Annotated in this window: 3 protein-coding genes; all 3 read left to right on the top strand. The window is 65.5% G+C overall.

Annotated elements, in window-relative coordinates; genetic code table 11:
• Entirely contained in the window at positions 1-21198 is a 21198-nt protein-coding gene (locus tag ACW9H9_RS25555) for a non-ribosomal peptide synthase/polyketide synthase (protein WP_457346151.1), read from the top strand.
• 121 nt (positions 21199-21319) lie between these two features.
• Entirely contained in the window at positions 21320-22474 is a 1155-nt protein-coding gene (macA, locus tag ACW9H9_RS25550) for a macrolide transporter subunit MacA (protein ID WP_457346150.1), read from the top strand.
• A gap of 2 nt (positions 22475-22476) precedes the next feature.
• Complete coding sequence (locus tag ACW9H9_RS25545; protein ID WP_457346149.1) at positions 22477-24435, top strand: MacB family efflux pump subunit; 1959 nt, start codon at positions 22477-22479, stop codon at positions 24433-24435.
• Positions 24436-24548: the final 113 nt, after the last annotated feature.

Below are 24548 nucleotides of genomic sequence, written 5' to 3'. Positions count from 1 at the left end.
ATGCACTTCAGCGAATTGATGGCAGCTCTTTCTACCCATGCGATCCACCTCCAACGCGAAGAGGATGACCTGATCATCCTGGGCGACGACGAGGGGATTGATGATGAGTTGTTCGACAACCTGCGCCTGCACAAAGCGCAACTGCTTGAGTTGATTGGCCGCAACGGCGGTGATTGGGTCAGCCCGGCTTACCGCATTACCCCCCAGATGCTGCCGTTGACCGCCCTGGACCAGGCCACGATCGACCGGATCGTCGAGGCCGTGCCGGGTGGGGTAGCCAACGTCAAGGACATTTATCCGCTGGCGCCCCTGCAAGAAGGCATGCTTTACCACCACCTGTCCGCTGAGCAGGGCGACCCCTATCTGTTGCAATCGCACTACGCGTTTGATGATCGCGCGTCGCTGGAGCGTTTTACCCAGGCGCTGCAATACGTCATCAACCGCCACGATATCCTGCGCACCACCCTAGTCTGGGAGAGCCTGGATGAGTCAATGCAGGTGGTGTTGCGCAAGGCCGTTCTGGTTTGTGAGGACGTGCGCCTGGACCCGCTTGACGGTGATGTGCTGACCCAATTACAAGCCCGTTTCGACGCCCGCCATTACCGCCTGGATATCCGCCAGGCGCCGATGATGCGTGTAGCGTTTGCCCAGGATGTGCCGAACCAACGCTGGGTGGCGGTGCTGTTGTTTCACCACATGGCCCTGGACCATACCGCCATGGACGTGGTGCAGCACGAAATGCAAGCCTTCCTGCTGGGCCAGACCGAGCAATTGGGTGAGCCGGTGCCGTACCGCAACTACGTAGCTCAGGCGCGCCTTGGCGGCAGCGATCAGCAACGCGAAGCGTTCTTTCGCGAGATGCTGGCCGACATCGATGAGCCGACCCTGCCGTTCGGTTTGCAAGATGTGCAAGGTGACGGCCGTGGCATTGAAGAAAGTCGCCTGATGATCGAAAACAGCCTGAGCAAGCGGGTGCGCGCGCAGGCCCGGCAGTTGGGCGTGAGTGCGGCCAGCGTGATGCACCTGGCGTTGGCGCAGGTGCTGGGCCGCGTGTCCGGGCGCCAGGAAGTGGTGTTCGGCACCGTGTTGCTGGGGCGCATGCACGCGGGCGAGGGCTCGGATCGTGCGTTGGGGATGTTTATCAATACCTTGCCGCTGCGCGTGAGCGTGGGCGAGCAGAGTGTGCGCAGCGGCCTGAAACTGACCCATGAACGCTTGACCGCACTGCTGCAGCATGAACATGCCTCGCTGGCCCTGGCCCAGCGCTGCAGCGGGGTTGCAACGCCCACGCCGCTGTTCAGCGCAATGCTCAACTATCGCCACAGCAGCACTGGCGGTGGCGCAGAGGCCCAGACGGCCTGGGCGGGTATGCAGGCGCTGGGGGCAGAAGAGCGCACCAACTATCCCTTGACGGTCAACCTCGATGACCTGGGCGAAGACTTTCACATCACTGTCCTGGCGGATGTCGGTATCGGCGCCGCACGGGTTGCGCATTACTTGCACGCGGCGCTGGAAAGCCAGGTGGCTGCGTTGGAACAGACGCCGGACGCGCCCCTGAGAACGCTGGGCATTTTACCCGCGACTGAGCGCCACCACCTGTTGCAACACTGGAACACCACCGATCAGGCCTTTGCTGACAACGCGCTGATCCACGGCCAGGTCGAAGCCCGCGCAGCCGCCCACCCGGACGCCACCGCCGTGCTGTTCGACGACCAGCGCCTGAGCTACGGCGAACTGAACCGCCGCGCCAACCAAGTCGCCCACCGCCTGCTGGGCCTGGGCGTGCGCCCGGATGACCGTGTGGCGATCTGCGTGGAGCGCGGCCTGGACATGATCGTCGGCCTGCTGGGCATCCTCAAGGCGGGTGCTGGCTACGTGCCGATCGACCCGGCGTACCCGCAAGAACGCATCAGCTACACCCTGCAAGACAGCGCCCCGGTCGCGGTACTGGTGCAGGCCGCCACGGCCTCGCGCGTGGCCGAATTGTCGGTGCCGGTGCTCGACCTGGCGGCGGGCGACTGGCAAGCAGAGTCCACCGTCAACCCGGATGTGCCGGGCCTGACTTCGGCGAACCTGGCCTATGTGATTTACACCTCCGGCTCCACTGGCCTGCCCAAAGGCGTGATGATCGAACACCGCAACGTTTCGCGCTTGTTCACCGCCACCGAAGATTGGTTCAACTTCAATGACCAGGACGTGTGGGCGCTGTTCCACTCGTTCGCCTTCGACTTCTCGGTGTGGGAAATCTGGGGCGCGCTGATCCACGGCGGCCAGTTGCTGGTGGTGCCGCAACTCACCAGCCGTTCCCCCGACGAGTGCTATGCGCTGCTGTGCAGCGCCGGTGTGACCATCCTCAACCAGACTCCTAGCGCGTTCCGCTCGTTGATCGTTGCCCAGGGCCAGAGTGACCTCAAGCACTCCCTGCGCCGGGTGATCTTTGGCGGTGAGGCCCTGGAGCCGGGCATTCTCAAGCCGTGGTACGCCCGCGTGGCCAACGCTGGCACCCAGCTGGTCAACATGTACGGCATTACCGAAACCACCGTGCACGTGACCTACCGCGCACTGGAAGCTGCCGACGCACAACTGGTGGGTGTGAGCCCGATTGGCGGGCGCATTCCGGACCTGCAACTGTACGTGCTGGATGAACGCCGCGAGCCGGTGCCGGTTGGGGTGGTGGGCGAGTTGTACGTGGGCGGGGCAGGGGTGGCGCGGGGTTATCTGAACCGTCCTGAACTGAACGCCGAGCGCTTTATTGCCGACCCGTTCAGCGGCCGCGCCGACGCCCGTCTGTACAAGACTGGCGACCTGGGCCGTCGCCTGGCCGATGGCAGCATCGACTACCTGGGGCGTAACGACGACCAGGTGAAAATCCGTGGTTTCCGTATCGAGTTGGGCGAAATCGAAGCGCGTCTGGCCGCCTGCGAGGGCGTGCGCGAAGCGGTGGTGGTCGCCCGTGAAGACGAGCCGGGTGACAAACGCCTGGTGGCCTATGTGATCGGCGCCGAGGGCACGCCGCCCAGCGCCGCCGAGTTGCGTACTCAATTGCTGGTGCACCTGGCCGAGTACATGGTGCCGGGCGCCTTTGTGATGCTGGACAGTTTCCCGCTGACCACCAACGGCAAGCTCGACCGCAAGGCCTTGCCCGCGCCGGACGCCGATGCCTTGGCGCGCCGCCAGTACGAGGCGCCGCAAGGCGAGGTCGAAACCTTGATCGCCGGTATCTGGCAAGAGTTGCTGGGCGTGGAGCAGGTGGGGCGCCAGGATCACTTTTTCGAGTTGGGCGGGCATTCGCTGCTGGCGGTCAAGCTGATCGAACGCATGCGTCAAGTCGACCTGAGCGCCGACGTGCGTGTGCTGTTTGGCCAGCCGACTTTGGCCGCGTTGGCCGCCGCCGTGGCGGGCGCCCGCAAGGACGTGGTGGTGCCTGCCAACCGGGTGCCCGAGGGCTGCGAGCACATCACCCCGGACATGCTGCCGTTGGCGGACCTGGACCAGGCGGGTATCGATCGTGTTGTCGCGACAGTACCGGGTGGTGCCCGCAACGTGCAGGAAATCTACAGCCTGGCACCGTTGCAGGAAGGCATTTTGTATCACCACCTGGCAGCCGCCCAGGGCGATCCCTACTTGCAATACATGACGTTCAGCTTTGACAGCCGTGAGCGTATTCAGCAGTTTGCGACGGCGCTGCAGTGTGTGATTACGCGTCATGACATCCTGCGTACCGCCGTGGTATGGGAGCGGCTCGACGAGCCGGTACAAGTGGTGTGGCGCGAGGCGCCGTTGGGCCTGGATGAAATCCGCCTTGACCCGGCCGACGGTGACATCGCCGAGCAACTGACGGCACGCCTCAACCCGCGTCACCACCGCCTGGATATCCGCCAGGCCCCGCTGATGCGCATCGGCTACAGCGAAGACGCGCCCAACAACCGGTGGGCGGCGGTGTTGCTGCTGCACCACCTGGTGGACGACGCCACGTCACTGCGCATGCTCATCGCAGAAATCGAATCCCACACCCGTGGTGAGCAGGCACAGTTGCCACCGTCGGTGCCGTACCGCAACTACGTGGCCCAGGCCCGCCTGGGGGTCAGCCGCGAGGAACATGAAGCGTTCTTCAGCGAGATGCTTGGGGATATCGACGAGCCTAGCCTGCCGTTCGGTTTGCAGGATGTACAGGGCGAAGGCCACGGTATTGAAGAGGTGTACCGGGCGCTGGACGACAGCTTCAGCCAGCGCCTGCGCGCGCAGGCCCGGCAACTGGGGGTGACCCCGGCCAGCCTGTATCACCTGGCGTGGGCGCGGGTCCTGGGCGGTGTGTCTGGGCGTGATGACGTGGTGTTTGGCACCGTGTTGTTGGGGCGCCTGCAAGGCGGTGAAGGTGCCGATCGTGCGCTGGGCATGTTCATCAACACCCTGCCGCTGCGGGTCAGCCTGGGCGAAGCGGGCGTGCGTGCACTGGTCAAGAGCACCCATGCGCGCTTGACCGGGCTGCTGAGCCACGAACACGCTTCCCTGGTGCTGGCGCAGCGGTGCAGCAAGGTGGCGGCGACGACACCTTTGTTCAGCTCGCTGCTCAACTACCGCCAACTGGGCGGTGCGGATATGTCGCAAGAGGCCGTGGCGGCCTGGGACGGTATTCGTGTCCTTGATAGCAAGGAGCGCACCAACTACCCGCTGACCCTGTCGGTCAACGACTTGGGCGACGCCTTCAGCCTGTCGGTCATGGCCGACGGCGCAATTGGCGCCGAACGCGTATGCGGCTACATGCAATGTGCCCTGGAGCATTTGGTACAAGCCCTGGAACACACCCCGCAAGCGTCGCTGCTGAACCTGCCGATACTGCCAGCGGCCGAGCGCGAGCAACTGCTGCAGCGCTGGAACGCCACAGACACGCTGTTTGCCGATGCCACATTGATCCACCACCAGATCGAACGCCAGGCGGGCAGCCGTCCGGACGCCACGGCGGTGCTGTTTGAAGACCAGCGCCTGAGCTACGGCGAGCTGAACCGCCGCGCCAACCAGGTCGCCCACCGCTTGCTGGCACTGGGCGTGCGCCCGGATGACCGCGTGGCCATTTGCGTGGAGCGCGGGCTGGAGATGATCGTCGGCCTGCTGGGCATCCTCAAGGCGGGTGCCGGTTATGTACCGATCGACCCGGCGTACCCGCAAGAGCGCATCAGCTACACCCTGCAAGACAGCGCCCCAGTGGCGGTGCTGGTACAGGCGGCAACGGCCTCGCGGGTGGCCGAGCTGTCGGTGCCGGTGCTGGACCTGGCGTCGGCGGACTTGCAGGCGCAAGCCGTGACCAACCCGCATGTGCCAGGGCTTACCTCGGCCAATCTTGCCTACGTGATCTACACCTCCGGTTCCACCGGCCTGCCCAAGGGCGTGATGATCGAACACCGCAACGTGGCACGCCTGTTCTCGGCCACCGAGGGCTGGTTCAGCTTCAATGACGAGGACGTGTGGGCGCTGTTCCACTCGTTCGCGTTCGACTTCTCGGTGTGGGAGATCTGGGGCGCGCTGGTGCACGGCGGCCAGTTGCTGGTGGTGCCGCAACTCACCAGCCGCTCGCCCGACGAGTGCTACGCGCTGCTGTGCAGCGCGGGCGTGACCATCCTCAACCAGACCCCCAGCGCGTTCCGCCAGTTGATCGCCGCCCAGGGCCAGAGTGCATTGAAGCACTCCCTGCGCCAGGTGATTTTCGGTGGCGAAGCGCTGGAGCCGGGCATGCTCAAACCCTGGTATGCCCGCGTGGCCAACGCTGGCACCCAACTGGTCAACATGTACGGCATCACCGAAACCACCGTGCACGTGACCTACCGCGCGCTGGAAGCTGCCGACGCGCAACTGGTGGGCGTAAGTCCGATCGGCGGGCGCATTCCGGACCTGCAACTGTATGTGCTGGATGAGCGCCGCGAGCCGGTGCCGGTCGGGGTGGTGGGCGAGTTGTACGTGGGCGGTGCGGGCGTGGCCCGTGGCTACCTGAACCGTCCTGAGCTGAACGCCGAGCGCTTCATTGCCGACCCGTTCAGCGGGCGCGCCGATGCGCGCCTGTACAAGACCGGCGACCTGGGCCGCTGGTTGGCCGACGGCAGCATCGACTACCTGGGGCGTAACGACGACCAGGTGAAAATCCGTGGTTTCCGCATTGAGCTGGGCGAGATCGAAGCGCGCCTGGCGGCCTGCGACGGGGTGCGCGATGCGGTGGTGATCGCTCGCGAAGACCAGCCGGGCAATAAACGCTTGGTGGCTTACCTGATTGCCACCGAGGGCCATGAACCGAGCGCCGCCGAGCTGCGCACCCAGTTGCTGGTGCACCTGGCTGACTACATGGTGCCGAGCGCCTTTGTAATACTCGACAGCCTGCCGCTGACCACCAACGGCAAACTCGACCGCAAAGCCTTGCCCGCGCCTGACGCCGAAGCGTTGGCGCGTCGCGAGTACGAGCGTCCCGAAGGCGAGGTGGAACAGATCCTGGCGCTTATCTGGCAAGAATTGCTCGGGGTGGAGCGTGTAGGCCGCCACGACAACTTCTTTGAAATGGGCGGCCATTCGCTGCTGGCCGTCAAGCTGATCGAGCGCATGCGCCAGATCGAACTGAGCGCCGATGTGCGCGTGTTGTTCGGCAAGCCGACCCTGGCTGCCCTGGCCGCCGCGGTGAGTGGGCACCATGAGCTGGTGGTGCCGGCCAACCGGATCACCTCCGATTGCACCCGGATCACCCCCGACCTGTTGCCCCTGGCCGAGCTGGACCAGGCCGCTATCGACCGTATCGTCGCCACGGTGCCCGGCGGCGTGGCCAACGTGCAGGACATCTACCCCCTGGCGCCGCTGCAGGGCGGCATGCTCTACCACCACCTGTCCGCGAGCCAGGGCGATGCCTACCTGCTGCACATGAAATTTGCGTTTGCCGGCCCCGCGCAGGTGAACCTGTTCGCCAAGGCGCTGCAAAGTGTGATCGATCGCCACGACATCTTGCGCAGCAGCATCGCCTGGGACGGGCTCGACGAGCCGGTGCAGGTGGTCTGGCGCCAGGCAATGCTGGGCCTGGAAGAGGTGGTGATCGACGCGGCCGAAGGCGACGTGTTGACCCAACTGCACAGCCAGTTCGACCCGCGTCACTACCGCCTGGACATGACCCGCGCGCCGCTGATGCACCTGGCCTACACCCAGGACACGGCCAACCAGCGCTGGGTCGGTGTCTTGTTGTTCCACCACATGGTGCTGGACCACACCGCGCTGGAAGTGCTGATCGAAGAAGTCCAGGCCAGCCTCAAGGACCAGACCGATCAACTGGCGCCGTCTATTCCCTATCGCAACCATGTGGCGCAATCGCGCCTGGGCGCCGATGGCGATGCCCTGCAAGCGTTCTTCACTGAAATGCTCGGCGATATCGACGAGCCGACCCTGGCGTTTGGCTTGCAGGACACGCAGGGCGACGGCAGCGGTATCGAAGAAGCGCACCTGTTGCTCGACAGCCAACTGAGCGGGCGTTTGCGCGAACAGGCACGTGTGCTCGGCGTCAGCGCGGCCAGCCTGATGCACCTGGCGTGGGGCCAGGTGCTGGGGCAGGTGTCGGGCCGTGAGGAAGTGGTGTTCGGCACCGTCTTGCTGGGCCGTCTGCAAGGCGGTGAAGGGGCAGGGCGCGCCCTGGGCCTGTTCATCAATACCTTGCCGTTGCGGGTCAGCGTGGGTGCCCACGGTGCACGCGACGCGGTCCGTGCCACCCACGGGCAGCTCTCGCAATTGCTGGCCCATGAGCACGCCTCGTTGTCCCTGGCCCAGCAATGCAGCGGGCTGCCGCCTGCCCAGCCATTGTTCAACACCTTGCTCAATTACCGTCACAGCGGGCCCGTTGAAGCGAGCAGCGCCGACATCAGTGCATGGGACGGTATCCAGGCGCTCCACATGGAAGAGCGCACCAACTATCCGCTGGTGCTGAACGTCGATGACTTTGTGGCAGGGTTCCAGCTCAATGCCCAGGCGCTGGTGAGCATCGGTGCGCAGCGGGTCTGCGGCTATATGCAGACAGTGTTGCGGCAACTGGTCGATGCCCTTGAGCACGCCCCGGCCACCCCTGTGCAGACGATGTCGATTCTGCCGTCCGCCGAGCGTGAGCAACTGTTGCACGCGTTCAACGACACCACCCGCGCCTACCCACACACGTCCACCGTGCATGCCCTGTTTGAAGCCCAGGCCCAGGCCCGGCCACAGGCCGTCGCGGCGGTACATGGCGAGCACGCTTTGAGCTACGAGCAATTGAATCGCCGTGCCAACCGCCTGGCACACCACTTGATCGGCCTGGGCGTGACACCTGGCGCCAGCGTAGCGATGCTGCTGCCGCGCTCCCTCGACCTGCTGGTGAGCCAGCTGGCGATCAGCAAGTGCGCGGCGGTGTATGTGCCGCTGGACATCAATGCCCCCGCCGACCGCCAGGGCTTCATGATTCAGGACAGCGGCGCGCAATGGCTGCTCACCACCGGCGACGCCGATGCCAGCCACACCGTGCAACGCCTGGACCTGGACGCCCTGGACCTGCTGGACCTGCCCGAGCACAACCCGGGCCTTGAACAGTCCAGCGAAGCGGTGGCGTACATCATGTACACCTCCGGCTCCACCGGCGTACCCAAGGGCGTACTGGTGCCGCATCGTGGCATCGTGCGCCTGGTGATCAACAACGGTTATGCCGATTTCAACGAGCACGACCGCATCGCCTTTGCCTCCAACCCCGCCTTTGACGCCAGCACCATGGACGTGTGGGGCGCGCTGCTCAATGGCGCGCAGATCGTGGTGATCGACCACGACACGCTGCTGGAACCGCTGCGTTTCGGCCAAGCCTTGAGCGCGGCCCAGGTGAGTATCCTGTTCACCACCACCGCGCTGTTCAACCAATACGTGCAACTGATTCCCGAAGCCCTCAAGGGCCTGCACATGTTGCTGTGCGGTGGCGAGCGCGCCGACCCGGCCGCGTTCCGCACCTTGCTGGCCTACGCGCCACAATTGCGCCTGGTGCATTGCTACGGTCCCACCGAGTCCACCACCTACGCGACTACCTTTGAAGTGCGTGCGGTGGCGGAGAACGCCGAGAGCGTGCCGATTGGCGGGCCGATCGCCAACACGCGTATCTACCTGCTCGACGATCGTCAGCAGCCGGTGCCGCTGGGCGTGGTCGGCGAAATCTACATCGGCGGCCACGGCGTGGCGCTGGGCTACCTGAACCGTCCTGAGCTGACCGCCGAGAAATTCATCGCCGACCCGTTCAGCGATGACACCGGCACCTTGATGTACCGCACCGGCGACCTTGGCCGCTGGTTGGCCAAAGGCGAGCTGGACTGCCTGGGCCGTAACGATGACCAGGTGAAAATCCGCGGTTTCCGTATCGAACTGGGTGAAATCGAAAACCGCCTGAGTGAACACCCGCAGGTCAAGGACGTGGTGGTGCTGGCCCGTGAAGACGAGCCTGGGGACAAGCGCCTGGTGGCGTATTTCACCGAGCACACCGCGGTCGATCTCGAGGCCCTGCGCACCTACCTGCAAGAACACCTGCCCGATTACATGGTGCCCACCGCCTACGTGCGCCTGGACAACCTGGCGTTGAACAACAACGGCAAGGTGGACCGCAAGGCCCTGCCGGTGCCAGACCAGAGCGCGCTGCTGAGCCGGGGTTATGAAGCGCCGGTCGGGGAGGTGGAAACCACCCTGGCGCAGATCTGGAGCCAGGTGCTCAAGGTCGAGCAAGTAGGGCGTGCCGATCACTTCTTTGAACTGGGCGGGCATTCGTTGCTGGCCATGCGTCTGATCTCCCAGGTACGTGTGCAACTGGGGGTGGAACTGGACCTGGCGGCGCTGTTTGCCCACCCGCAGCTGTCGGCCCTGGCGCAGGTGCTGGCCAAGGCCGGGCGCAGCCAACTGCCGGCGATTCTGCCGGTGTCTCGCGAGGAGGCGCTGCCGTTGTCGTTTGCCCAGCAACGCCTGTGGTTCCTGGCGCAGATGGACAACGTGGGCGCCGCCTACAACATGCCGCTGGGCCTGGGCTTGCGTGGCACCCTCGACGCCCTGGCGCTGGAGCGTGCGCTGGCGCAGATCGTCAGCCGCCACGAAGTGTTGCGCAGCGTGTTTGCCGTGCACAACGACGAGCCGCAATTGGTCATTACCCCGGTCGAAGGCTCGTTTGCACTGGCCCAGCATGACCTGCGCGGTCAGGCCGACGCGCCTGCGCAGTTGCAGGCCCTGACCGAACACGAAGCGCTGGCCCCGTTTGACCTGGTCAACGGCCCGCTGCTGCGCGCCCGCCTGGTACGCCTGGCCGACGCGCACCATGTGTTGCTGCTGACCCTGCACCATATCGCCTCTGACGGCTGGTCCATGGGCGTGCTCACCCGCGAGCTGATGGCCTTGTATGGCGCCTTCAGCACCGGGCAAGCCGACCCGTTGCCGCCGCTGGACCTGCAATACGCCGACTTTGCCGTGTGGCAGCGCCGCTGGTTGAGCGGTGAGGTGCTGCACAAGCAAAGCCTGTACTGGCAGCAGACCCTGGCCGGTGCCCCGGCCATGCTGACCCTGCCCACCGACCGGCCGCGCCCGGCGCAGCAGGACTTCACGGGGGCAGTGCTGCACCTGCAACTGGACCCCGAACTGACCCAGGGCCTCAAAGCCCTGAGTCAGCGCCATGGCACCACGCTGTACATGACCGCGCTGGCCGCCTGGGGCGCGCTGCTCTGCCGCCTGTCCGGTCAGGATGACGTGGTGATCGGCTCGCCGGTGGCCAACCGTACCCGTGTCGAGGTGGAGGGCCTGATCGGCCTGTTCGTCAACACCCTGGCGGTGCGCATCGACGCCTCGGGGGCACCGACCGTGTCAACCCTGCTGGCGCGGGTCAAGGCCCAGACCCTGGGCGCCCAGGCGCACCAGGACCTGCCGTTCGAGCAGGTGGTGGACATCATCAAGCCAGTGCGCAGCATGGCCTACAGCCCGGTGTTCCAGACCATGCTGACCTGGCAGAACAACGAAACCGCGACGCCGGTGCTGGGCGATCTGGTGCTGGAGGGCCATGGCCAGGTCAACAGCGCGGCCAAGTTCGACCTGTCGCTGGAACTGAGCGAGGCCCAGGGCCACATCATCGGTTCCCTGAGTTACGCCACGGCGCTGTTCGACGAGCCGACCCTGCGCCGTCACCTGGGTTACTTCGAGCGCTTGCTGCGGGCCATGGTGCAAGACGACCAGCATGTGCTGGAGCAAGTGCCGCTGCTGGACGAACCGGAGCGTTCGCACCAACTGGCAGGCCTCAGTGGCCCGCGCAGCGCGCTCAACCCGCGCACCGTGCACAGCCTGTTTGAAGCCCAGGCCCTGCGCACGCCGGATGCCGTGGCCGTGCAGGGCGACGGTGAGTCACTGACCTACCGCCAGCTCAACGAGCGCGCCAACCAGTTGGCCCATCGCCTGGGCGAGCTGGGCGTCACGCCGGATGCGCGCGTGGCCATTTGCGTGGAACGCAGCGCCGGGCTGATCGTGGGCCTGCTGGGCATTCTCAAAGCCGGTGGCGCCTATGTGCCGATCGACCCGACCTACCCGCAGGAACGCATTGACTACATGCTGCAAGACAGCGCCCCGCAGGCGTTGCTGGTGCACGCGGCCACGGCGCACCTGGCCGTCGACCCGGGCCTGGCGGTGGTGGACCTCGACCGCGGCGACCTCGGCGCGCAGCCGCTGGGCAACCCGCACGTGGCCGACCTGACGCCGCAGCACCTGACTTATGTGATCTACACCTCCGGCTCCACCGGCCAGCCCAAGGGCGTGATGGTCGAGCACCAGGGCGTGGTCAACATGCTGGGCTGGTATCTGGAAGAGGTGGGGCTGAGCGCCGAAGATGCGGTGCTGTTGCTGACCTCCCACAGCTTCGACCTGACCCAGAAAAACATCTTTGCCAGCCTGGCCATCGGCGCCACCTTGCACCTGGCGGCCAGCCCGTTCGACCCGGCCCGCATCGTGCGCCAGATCGGCGAGCAGCAGATCAGCCACATCAACCTGGCCCCGAGCGCGTTCTATGCGCTGATCGAGGCGGACGAAGAGTACGCCTTGAGCAACCTGCGCCGGGTGGTGTTGGGCGGTGAGCCGATCAAGCTGTCGCAGCTGGAAAAACTGCAGGCGCCGCGCCCGCAGTTCATCAACAGCTATGGCCCTACCGAGTGCAGCGACGTGGTGGCCTGGCACGCGATAGACGCCGACCTTGCGCGCTACGCCGACGGCGATATTCCGCTGGGCCGGCCTTTGCGCAACCTGACGCTGTACGTGCTGGATGCCTACGGTCAACTGGTGCCGACCGGCAGCGTGGGTGAGCTGTACATCGGCGGGGCTGGCGTGGCGCGGGGTTACCTGAACCGTGATGAGCTGACCGCCGAACGCTTCCTGGACGACCCGTTCACCGCGGGCGGGCGCATGTACCGCACCGGCGATCTGGCGCGCTACTTGCCCAACGGCACCCTGCAATACCTGGGGCGCAACGATGACCAGGTGAAGATTCGCGGCCTGCGTATTGAGCTGGGCGAAATCGAAGCCTTGCTGGCGGCCCATCCACAGGTGCTGGAAGCGGCGGTGCTGGTGCGCGACGAACGCCTGGTGGGTTACTTCACGCCCGCCGTGGCGGGGCAGGTGGTCCCGATCGAAGACCTGCGCAGCGGCCTGCAAGGGTCGCTGCCGGACTACATGGTGCCGTCGGCCTATGTGCAGCTCGCGGCCCTGCCGCTGAGCCCCAACGGCAAGCTGGACCGCAAGGCCCTGCCGGCCCCCGGGCTGGAGGCGGTGGTCAGTGCGGTGTATGAAGCACCGCAAGGAACCCTGGAAACCACGCTGGCGCAGATCTGGCAGGAACTGCTGGGCCTTGAGCAAGTCGGGCGCCAAGGGCATTTCTTTGATTTGGGCGGGCACTCGCTGTTGGCCATGCGCCTGATTTCCCAGGTGCGTCAGCGCCTGGGCGTGGAGCTGGCCCTGGCCGACCTGTTTGCCCACCCGCAACTGGCCGCGTTGGCCCAGGTGGTGGCGCAGGCCGCCCGCAGCACGCTGCCGGCGATCCTGCCGGTAGCGCGTGACCAGGACCTGCCGCTGTCGTTTGCCCAGCAACGCCTGTGGTTCCTGGCGCAGATGGAAGGTGCCAGCACGGCCTACAACATGCCGCTGGGCCTGGGCCTGCGCGGCCAGTTGGACGCTGATGCGCTGGAGCGTGCGCTGGCAGGCATCGTGGTGCGCCACGAAGCCCTGCGCAGCCGCTTTGTGCAACGCGACAACGAGCCGCTGGTGCGCATCGAGCCGGCCGGGCAGGCGTTTGCGCTTCACCGCCTGGACGTGCACAGCGACGAGGCCGTGCAAGACCTCGCCCGTGCCGAGGCCCTCGAACCGTTCGACCTGGAGCAGGGGCCGCTGATTCGCGCCCAACTGCTGCGCCGCGCGGACGATCACCATGTGCTGCTGTTGACCTTGCACCACATCGTCTCCGATGGCTGGTCGATGGGCATCCTGACCCGCGAACTGATGGCGCTGTATGAAGCCTTCCGCCTGGGCCAGGACGACCCGTTGCCGCCGCTGACCCTGCAATACAGCGACTTTGCCGTGTGGCAGCGGCGCTGGCTGAGCGGCGAGGTCTTGCAGCAACAGAGCCAGTACTGGCAGCACGCGCTGGCCGATGCGCCAGCCTTGCTGATGTTGCCCACCGACCGCCCACGGCCTGCACAGCAGGATTACAGCGGCGCCACCTTGAACCTGTTGCTGGACGTCAACCTGACTGCTGGCCTCAAAGCCTTGAGCCAGCGCCACGGCACCACGCTGTACATGACCATGATGGCCGCCTGGGGCGCGTTGCTCTGCCGCCTGTCCGGCCAGGAAGAAGTGGTGATCGGCTCGCCGGCCGCCAACCGGATGCGGGCCGAGGTCGAAGGGCTGATCGGCCTGTTCGTCAACACCCTGGCGGTACGCATTGGGGCGGGCGAAGACCTGACCGTGGCCGGGCTGCTGGCCCATGCCAAGGACCGCACGCTGGCCGCGCAAGCCCACCAGGACTTGCCGTTCGAACAAGTGGTGGAGGTGATCAAGCCGCCCCGCAGCCTGGCCCACAGCCCGGTGTTCCAGACCTTGCTGACCTGGCAGAACACCGACGACACCCAACTGGCCTTGGGCGGCTTGCAGTTTGAAGCGGTCGGCGAGGCCAGCGGCTTTGCCAAATTCGACCTGTCCTTGGACCTGGGCGAAGTGCAGGGCCACATCGCCGCCAACCTGGAATACGCCACCGCGCTGTTTGACGAAAGCACGTTGCAACGCTACCTGGGCTATTTCGAGCGCCTGCTGCAGGCCATGGTCGCCGACGACCAGGCGCTGTTGTCGGCGATCGACCTGATCGACGAGGACGAGCGCGATTACCTGCTGCACGCGCTCAACGACACCCAGGCCGTGTACCCCCATGACAGCACGATTCACCAGCTGTTCGAGGCCCAGGTGCAGGCGCGTCCCGACGCGATTGCCGTGGCGTTCGAAGACCGCCGCGTGAGCTACGCCGAGCTCAACCGCCAGGCCAACCGCCTGGCCCACCACCTGATCGGCCTGGGCATTGGCCCGGATGATCGGGTGGCGATCTGCGCCGAGCGTGGCGACGAAGTGCTGGTGGGCCTGCTGGGCATTCTCAAGGCGGGCGCTGCCTATGTGCCGCTGGACCCGCACTACCCGCCAGAGCGCCTGGCCTACATGATCGAGGACAGCACGCCGTCGGCGCTGCTGACCCAGCGTGCCTTGCAAGACCGCCTGCCCAGCCTGGCCATCCCGCAATTGCTGCTGGACGCGCCGCTGGCCGGTGCCGAGCACAACCCGCACGTGCCGGGCCTCAACGCCCGTCACCTGGCGTATGTGATCTACACCTCGGGCTCCACCGGCAACCCGAAAGGGGTGATGATCGAGCACCGTGGCCTGGTCAACTACAGCCTGGACGCAGCGCACCTGTTCGGCCTGACTCCGGATGACACGGTGTTGCAGCAAAACACGCTGAACTTCGACCTGTCGGTAGAGGAGATCTTCCCGGCCTTGCTGGCAGGCGCCACCCTGGCCCCGAACCGTCATGTGTTCGGCACCGCCGAGGCGCGTGACCCGGCCATCCAGCCGACCTTCCTGCACCTCACCGCTGCGCACTGGCACACCCTGGCTGCCGAATGGCACCACACCCCGCAACAGGCCCAGGACCACCTGCGCCATGTACGCCTGATCAACGTCACGGGGGACGCGCTCTCGGCGCAAAAACTCAAACTGTGGGACGAGGTACGCCCCGCCCATACCCGCTTGATCAACACCTATGGCCCCACTGAAGCGACGGTGTCGTGCACCACGGCCTACGTCACCCACGATGCCCTGGCGGGTGTCGAAGGCAGCGGCAACGCGACCATTGGCAAGCCGATGGCCAACACCCGCATCTACCTGCTGGACAACCGGCAGCAGCCGGTGCCGTTTGGCGTGGCGGGGGAGATCTTCATTGGTGGCGACGGCGTGGCCCGGGGTTACCTGAACCTGGACACGATCAGCGCCGAACGTTTCATTGCCGACCCGTTCAGCGATGCCCCCGACGCACGCATGTACAAGACCGGCGACCTGGCGCGCTACCTGGCCGACGGGCGCATCGAATACCTGGGCCGCAACGACTTCCAGGTCAAGGTGCGCGGCTTCCGCATCGAGCTGGGTGAAATCGAGTCGCGCCTGGGCAACTGCCCGGGTGTCAAGGAAGCGGCCGTGATTGCCCGCGAAGACCGCCCGGGCGACAAGCGCCTGGTGGCCTACGTGGTGCCGCACGCCGGGGTCAACCTGACCGCGGCGGGCCTGCGCAGCTACCTGGCGCCGCTGCTTGCCGAATACATGATCCCGGGCGCGTTTGTGGTGTTGCAGGCCCTGCCGCTCACCCCTAACCGCAAGCTGGACCGCAAGGCGCTGCCGGCCCCCGACCAGTCGGCGGTGGCCAGCCGTGATTACCTGGCGCCACAGGGGCGTATCGAGCGCAGCCTGGCGCTGATCTGGGCGCAGGTGCTGGAGCTTGAGCAAGTCGGCCGTCATGACAACTTCTTTGAACTGGGCGGCCATTCGCTGCTGGCGGTCAAGCTGGTGGAGCGCATGCGCCAGGAAGACCTGCGGGTGGACGTGGGTGCGCTGTTTACCCACCCGACACTCGCAGGCCTTGCCAAGGTGGTGGGCAGCGGCACGGCGCTGGTGATTCCGGCCAACGGCATCACGGCCGATTGCAGCCGCATCACCCCGTCGATGGTGCCGCTGACCAGCCTGAGCCAGGACGAAATCGACAGCGTGGTGGCCAGCGTGCCGGGCCAGTTGGCCAACGTGCAGGACATCTACGGCATGACGCCGTTGCAGGAAGGCATCCTGTATCACCACTTGCTGGCCGAGGAGGGCGACCCCTACCTGGAACAGGCCTCGTTCAACTTCGACCGTCGCGAGCGGCTCGAGGCGTTTGCCCAGGCGCTGCAAGGCGTGGTGGAGCGCAACGACATCCTGCGCTCCACCATGCGTTGGGAAGGGCTGAGCGAGCCGGTGCAGGTGGTGTTGCGCCATGTGCCGTTCGCTTTGGAAGACATCAGCCTGCAGGGCAGCGGCGATGCGGGCGCGCAATTGCGTGAACGCTTCAACCCGCAACAGTTGCGTATGGACCTGCGCGCCGCGCCGCTGATGCGCCTGGTGTGTGCCTATGACGCTGAGCAGCAGCACTGGGCAGCCTTGCTGATGTTCCATCACATGCTGTTTGACCATGTGGCGATGGACATCCTGCAGCACGAGCTGCAAGCGTTCCTCACCGGCCAGCAGGCGCACTTGAACGCGCCGGTGCCGTACCGCAACTACGTGGCCCAGGCGCGCCTGGGCATGACGGAACAGGAGCACGAGGCGTTCTTCAGCCAGATGCTGGCAGACATCGACGAACCGACCCTGCCGTTTGGCCTGCACGATGTGCAAGCCGGTGGCGTGCTGGAACTGGCGCACCTGCGTGTGGAAGACGGCCTGGCCCAGCGCCTGCGCAGCAATGCCCGGCAACTGGGCGTGAGCACCGCGAGCCTGATGCACATGGCCTGGGCGCAAGTGCTGGCGCATGTGTGCGGCCAGGAAGACGTGGTGTTCGGCACCGTGTTGATGGGCGGCATGCAGGGCGGCGAGCGCGCGCTGGGGCTGTTTATCAACACCTTGCCGCTGCGGATCAGCGTCGGTGCCGATCAGGTGCAAGCCGCTGTCAAGGCGACCCATGCGCGCTTGAGCACCTTGCTGGGGCATGAACACGCCTCGTTGGCCCTGGCCCAACGCTGCAGCGGCGTGGCCGCACCGGCACCGTTGTTCAGCGCACTGCTCAACTACCGTCACAGTGCGGGCGGCGTGTCGAGCGAAGACATTGCCGTGTGGGACGGGATCCAGGCCCTGGGCGGCGAAGAGCGCAGCAACTACCCGCTGTCGCTGGACGTCGACGATTTTGGCCAGGCGTTTGCGCTAACGGTGCAGGTCAGCCCGCAGATTGGCGCACAGCGTATCTGCGCGTATATGCACGGCGCGCTGGACAGCCTGGCGGATGCCCTGGAGCGCACGCCGCAGGCGTCGCTCAACAGCCTGCAGATCTTGCCGTTGGCCGAGCGCCGCCAGGTGCTGCTGGACTTCAACGACACCCGCACGGACGCCCCGCAGGACCGCTTGATCCACAACCTGTTCGAGGACCAGGTGCTGGCCGACGCGCAGGCGGTTGCGCTGGAGTTCGACGGCCAGTCCATGACCTACGGCGAGCTCAACGCCCAGGCCAACCAGCTGGCCCATCACTTGATCGCCCTGGGCGTGCAGCCCGACGACCGTGTGGCCATCGCGCTGGAGCGCGGCCTGCCGATGGTCGTGGCGCTGCTGGCCACCCTCAAGGCGGGCGCTGCGTATGTGCCGCTGGACCCGGCCTACCCGCCGCAGCGCCTGGCGTTCATGCTGGCCGACAGCGCGCCGCGCGTGTTGCTCAGCGAGTACGCGGTGTTGCCGTTGCTGGGCAGCCTGGCGGACACCTTGCAGGTGGTAACGCTCAACAGCGCGCTGCAACCGTGGCGTGAGTTGAGCCAGGACAACCCGAATGCGCTGGAGCTGGGCCTGGCCTGTAACCACCTGGCCTACGTGCTCTACACCTCAGGCTCCACCGGCCAGCCCAAAGGCGTGATGGTCGAGCACGCGGGGCTGTGCAACGAGATCCAGGCGATCCGTGGCTTGACCGGCCTGGTGGCCGGGGACCGTGCGCTGCAATTTGCGACGATCAACTTCGACGCCTCGATCGAGGAGATCTTCGGCGCGCTGAGTTGCGGCGCCACGCTGGTGCTGCGCAGTGCGGCCTGGCTGACTGATGCCCGTCAATTCTGGGCCCTGGCGGCGCAGGCGCGGTTGTCGGTGATCAGCCTGCCAACGCGGTTCTGGCAGGGCCTGGCAGATGATCACAGCAGCGCCATCCCGGCGTCGGTGCGGGTGGTCGTGGTGGGCGGCGAAGAGCTCAGCCCCGAAGCGGTGCAGCACTGGTTCCTGCGTGCCGGGCACACCCCGCGCTTGCTCAACACCTACGGGCCGACCGAGGCGACCATCATCGCCACGGCCAATGAAGTGTTGGCGGCCAACCTGCACCCACGGTCCATCGGGCGCCCGATCGACAACACGCGCATTTACGTGCTCGATGCCCACGGGCATCCGGCGGGCGTGGGGGTGGCGGGCGAGCTGCATATCGCTGGGGTGGGCATCGCCCGCGGTTATCTCAACCAGCCGCAATTGAGCAGCGAACGCTTTTTGGTCGACCCGTTCAGCGACGGCGAGGGCCGCCTGTACAAAACCGGCGACCTGGGCCGCTGGCTGCCGGACGGCACCCTGGAATACCTGGGCCGTAACGATGACCAGGTGAAAATCCGCGGGTTCCGCATCGAGTTGGGTGAGGTCGAAAGTGCGCTGCTGGCGTGCGAAGGCGTGCGCTCGGCGGTGGTCATGGCCCGCGATGACAGCGAAGGTCAGGTCAGCGGCAAACAACTGGTGGCGTACCTGTGCGGCACGTCGGGCTCGGTCGAGCAACTGCGTGAAGAGCTGTTGACCCACCTGCCGGAGTACATGGTGCCGACGGCGTATGTGCAGTTGGACAGCCTGCCGGTCACGCCTAACGGCAAGCTGGACCGCAAGGCCTTGCCCGCGCCGCAGCACACGTTGCTGAGCCGCGAGTACGAAGCCCCGGTGGATGCGCTTGAGCAGACACTGGCGGCACGCTGGGCCGAGGTGCTGAAACTGCCTCGCGTGGGCCGTCACGACAGCTTCTTTGAAATGGGCGGGCACTCGCTGCTGGCGATTCGTCTGGTGAGCCTGCTGACCCAGGATGCGGTGCCGGTGACGCTGGCGGAGCTGTTCCAGCATGCCAGCGTTGCGGCGATGGCCGCGTTGCTGCGCCTGCGCACCGACGCGCCGGTGCAGGACGACAGCCTGGTCACGGTGCGCGCCAGTGGCACGCAGACGCCGTTGTTCCTGGTGCATGAATTCAGCGGCCTGGACGTGTACTTCCCGGCGCTGGGCCAGCAGATCGACGCGGATATTCCGGTGTACGGCCTGCCAGGCGTGCCTTGGGATCAGCCGCAGTTGCGCACCCTGGAATGCCTGGCCACCCGGCACATCGCAACCATGCGCAAGGTTCAGCCCCACGGGCCTTACCGTGTGGCGGGCTGGTCGTTCGGCGGGGTGCTGGCGTATGAAATCGCCGCACAGTTGATTGGTATGGACGAGGCCGTGGAGTTTGTCGGCCTGATCGACACTCACGTGCCACGGCTGGTGGACCAGGGCAAGGCGCGCTGGTCTTCGAGCAACGCCCACGGCCTGCACTTGCTGGAGCAATGCACTGCGTTCTGCCAGGCGCAGCAGCCAGTCGACAGCCAGGCGCTGGACACCCTGGCGCAGTTGGCGCGTGACGCCGAGTCACTGGGCTTTGACGGCCTGTTGCAACGCTGCGTGGACGCGCACCTGCTGCAACCGGCATTGGCGGCGTTGTCGCGTGACGCGTTGTGGGCCTACCTGGACCGCGAAGTCGCGCATGGCCATGCCCAGGCGCATTACAGCCTGTTCCCGCTGAACATCGCGGTGCACCTGTTTACCGCCGAACAGCGCGTGGACGAAGCCTCGCGCAGCAGTGACACCCTGGGTTGGGACCAGGTCATTCCGGCGGCGTTGCTGCACCGCGTCAACGTGCCGGGCGACCACCAGAGCATGATGCAGGCGCCGCATATCCAGGCCTTGGGCCAGGCCATCGGCACGGCATTGAAGGCGCCACGGGTGGCGTCGGCCAAGGCGGTGTATCAGCCGGTGCTGACGATCCAGAGCGGGCAGGCGGGGCGTGCCCCGGTGTTTTGCATCCCTGGCGCCGGTGACAGCGTCACCGGGTTTATCGGCCTGACCGACGCCTTCGGCCCGGCCTGGCCGATCCATGGCCTGCAACCGCGCGGGCTGGACGGCAAAGCGGTGCCGCACAGCCTGGTGGAAGCGGCGGCGCAGGCGTACCTGACGGCGCTGGAGCAGGTCTGCCCAAGCGGGCCGGTGCACCTGTTGGGGCACTCCTTCGGTGGCTGGGTGGCGTTTGAAATGGCGCTGCGCTTGCAGGCCCTGGGGCGTGAAGTGGCGTCGCTGACCCTGGTGGACAGCGAATCGCCTGGCGGCAACGGCGTGGTGGGCAAGCCCTATACGGCCACGCAGGTGTTGCAGCGGTTGATCGAAACCATGCAACTGGCGGCGGGCAAGCCGTTGGGCATTGATCCACAGGCGTTCGTGGCCTTGGATGAAGAAGGGCAGTTGGCGGCGCTGCACGCCGGGATGGTGCGGGCGGGCATGCTGTCGGCCCGTTCCACCCCCGAGGTGATGGCCGGGCCTGCACGGGCGTTCGGTACGGCCTTGCGCACGGTGTATCAGCCGCGTCAGCGCTATGTCGGCGTGGCGCGCCTGGTATTGGCCGATGATCCGACCCTGGATGCAGCCGGTAACCAGCGCGAGCAAACCGGCATGATCGAGGGGTGGACCCGGCACACCGACACCCTGCAGACCTGGTACGGCCCGGGCAACCACTTCACGTTGCTCAAGGCGCCCCACGTGTACAGCCTGGCGTCGTGGTGGCATGACGGGTTGGTCGCGCCGGTCGGCAAGGTGACGTCATGAGGCGTGTCAAAGGGGGATCCGGCACGGGCACCTGAGCCCTTACCTGAATCGCACACTCACTTTTTTCATGCGCAGCCCGGCAGCTTGCCGGGCCTACCTTTCAACGTATCAGTGGTCATCTATGCAAAAGTCGAAGTTTCGCAAAAGGGTTGTCTGGGGTCTGGCGCTGGCAGTCGTGGCAGGGCTGGTTATCTATTCCGTACAAGCGCCGGCTGAGGCGCCGCAGTACCTGACAGCCAAGGTCGAACGGGGCGAGATCGAAAACTCGGTGCTGGCCACCGGGACGCTGCAAGGGGTCAAGCAGGTCGATGTGGGCGCGCAGGTGTCCGGCCAGTTGAAGTCTCTCAAGGTCAAGCTCGGCGACAAGGTCAAGAAGGGCCAGTGGCTGGCCGAAATCGACCCGCTGGTGCTGCAGAACGCCTTGCGCCAGGCGCAGGTCAACGAAGAAAACCTGGAAGCGCAACGCAAGGCCACTGCCGCCCAGGCGGCCCAGACCAAGGCGGTGTGGGAGCGCTACAGCAAGCTGCAGGCGGACGCCGCGATTTCCAAGCAGGACTACGAAACCGCCGAATCCAACTACCTGGTCCAGAACGCCAACCTGGTGGCACTGGACGCGCAGCTGAAAAACGCGCGGATCCAGATCGACACCGCCAAGGTCAACCTGGGCTACACCCGCATCGTCGCGCCGATCGATGGCGACGTGGTGGGTATCGTCACCCAGGAAGGCCAGACCGTGATCGCCGAGCAACTGGCGCCGGTGCTGCTCAAGCTGGCCGACCTGGACACCATGACCATCAAGGCCCAGGTGTCGGAGGCGGACGTGATCCACATCACGCCGGGCCAGGAGGTGTATTTCACGATCCTGGGCGAAGCCAGCAAGCGCTACTACGGCAAGCTGCGCGGTACGGAACCGGCACCGCAGAACTACCTGGACACCCAGGCCGCCGGTGCGCCCAAGCAAAACACCGCCGTGTTCTATAACGCCTTGTTCGATGTGCCCAACCCCGACCACCGCCTGCGCATTTCGATGACCGCCCAGGTGCGTATCGTGCGCGACATCGCCAAGGACGTGCTGATGGTGCCGGTGGCCGCACTGGGCAAGCGCAATGACGATGGCACCTACGTGGTGCGCGTGGTCGACGAGACGGGTCATGCCCAGGAGCGCAACGTGAAAGTGGGTATCAACAACAACGTGAAGGCCCAGATCAACGACGGCCTGGCCGAAGGCGACAAGGTTGTGATCGGTGATCCGACACCGGCCGTGGCGGGGATCTGACCATGACCCAAGCATTGTTGGAACTCAAAGGCATCAGCCGCAGCTTTATGGCGGGCGAGAAGGCGTTCATGGCCCTCAAGGATGTCAACCTGACCATCAACGCAGGCGAAATGGTCGCCATCACCGGCGCCTCGGGTTCGGGCAAGTCGACCTTGATGAACATCCTCGGTTGCCTGGACTACGCCACGGACGGCAGTTACACCATCAGCGGTCGCGAAACCCGTGACCTGGGCGACCAGGAACTGGCGGAACTGCGCCGTGACCACTTCGGGTTCATCTTCCAGCGCTACCACTTGTTGCCGCACTTGAGTGCCATGCATAACGTGGAAATGCCTGCCATCTACGCAGGTGTCCCGGAGGGGCAGCGCCACAGTCGGGCCAAGGAACTGCTGGCGCGGCTGGGCCTGGCCAATCACCTGGTCAACCGGCCCAGCCAGTTGTCCGGCGGCCAGCAGCAACGGGTGAGTATCGCGCGCGCCTTGATGAACGGCGGCGAGGTAATCCTGGCCGACGAACCGACCGGCGCCCTGGACACCGCCAGCGGCAAGGAAGTGATGAACATCCTGCTGGAGCTGCACGCGGCCGGGCACACGGTGATCATCGTCACCCACGACCCCAAAGTGGCGGCAAACGCCGAGCGCATCATTGAAATGCGCGACGGCGAAGTGCTCAGCGACCGCGCCAACGAGCGCGTGGTGCCCGAGGTGCAGGCGCAAGGCGCGGCCGACCCCAAACTGAAGCTCAAGCGACGCCTGGTGGCCAGCCTTGGGTTGTTCAAGGAAGCGTTCGTGATGGCGTGGGTGGCGTTGATCTCCCACCGCATGCGGACCCTGTTGACCATGCTCGGCATTGTGATCGGCATCACCTCGGTGGTATCGATCGTGGCGATCGGCGAGGGCGCCAAGCGCTACGTACTCAGCGATATCCAGGCCATCGGCAGCAACACCATCGACATTTACCCGGGCACCGACTTCGGCGACAGCCATGCCTCGGCGATCGAAACCCTGGTGCTGTCGGACGTGACCGCGCTGAGCCAGTTGCATTACATCGACAGCGCCACGCCCAACGCCGGGCGCAACCTGTTATTGCGCTTTGGCAACATCGATGTGGATGCCACCGTCAACGGGGTGAGCGCCAGCTCGTTCCAGGTGCGCGGGATCAAGCTCGCCGAAGGCATCACCTTCAGCGCCGAAGACGACACGCGCCAGGCGCAAGTGGTGGTGATCGACCACAACACCCGCAACCGCCTGTTCGGGCCGAATGTCGAAGCCCTCGGGCAGATCATCCTGGTGGGCAACCTGCCGTGCACCGTGATCGGGGTGACGGCCGACAATAAAAACATCTTCAACACCAGCAAGGCGCTCAACGTGTGGGTGCCCTACGAAACGGCGGCGGGCCGCCTGTTGGGCCAGCGTTACCTGGACAGCATCACGGTGCGGATCAAGGACGGCCAGCCCAGCAAAGTGGTGGAAGACAACGTGGTCAAGCTGATGGAACAACGCCACGGCACCAAGGACTTCTTCACCTACAACCTGGACAGCATCATGCAGACGGTGCAAAAGACCAGCCAGTCGCTGGCGTTGCTGTTGTCGTTGATCGCCCTGATTTCCCTGGTGGTGGGCGGGATCGGCGTGATGAACATCATGCTGGTGTCGGTGACCGAACGGACCCGCGAAATCGGGATTCGCATGGCGGTGGGCGCACGTCAGTCGGACATTCGCCAGCAGTTTCTGGTGGAGGCGGTGATGGTGTGCCTGATCGGCGGGGTGATCGGTATTTCGCTGTCGTTCGGGATCGGCTTTGTGTTCTCGTTGCTGATCAAGGAATGGCAGATGGTGTTTTCGATGGAGTCGATCATCACAGCGTTTGTGTGTTCGAGCCTGATCGGCATCATCTTCGGCTTCGTGCCGGCGCGTAACGCGGCGCGGCTGGACCCGATCGAGGCACTTGCCCGGGACTGACCGCCCATTAAAAATCTATGGTCACCCCCATTTTTGCAATACTGATTAACGGTTGGTGGGCGGATTCAACCGGTCGTCGCAACACTGGATTGTTGTACAGACTTTAGATACTC

This window comes from Pseudomonas sp. SDO5215_S409 (assembly GCF_054071325.1).
This window is presented reverse-complemented; position numbering and strand designations above follow the sequence as displayed.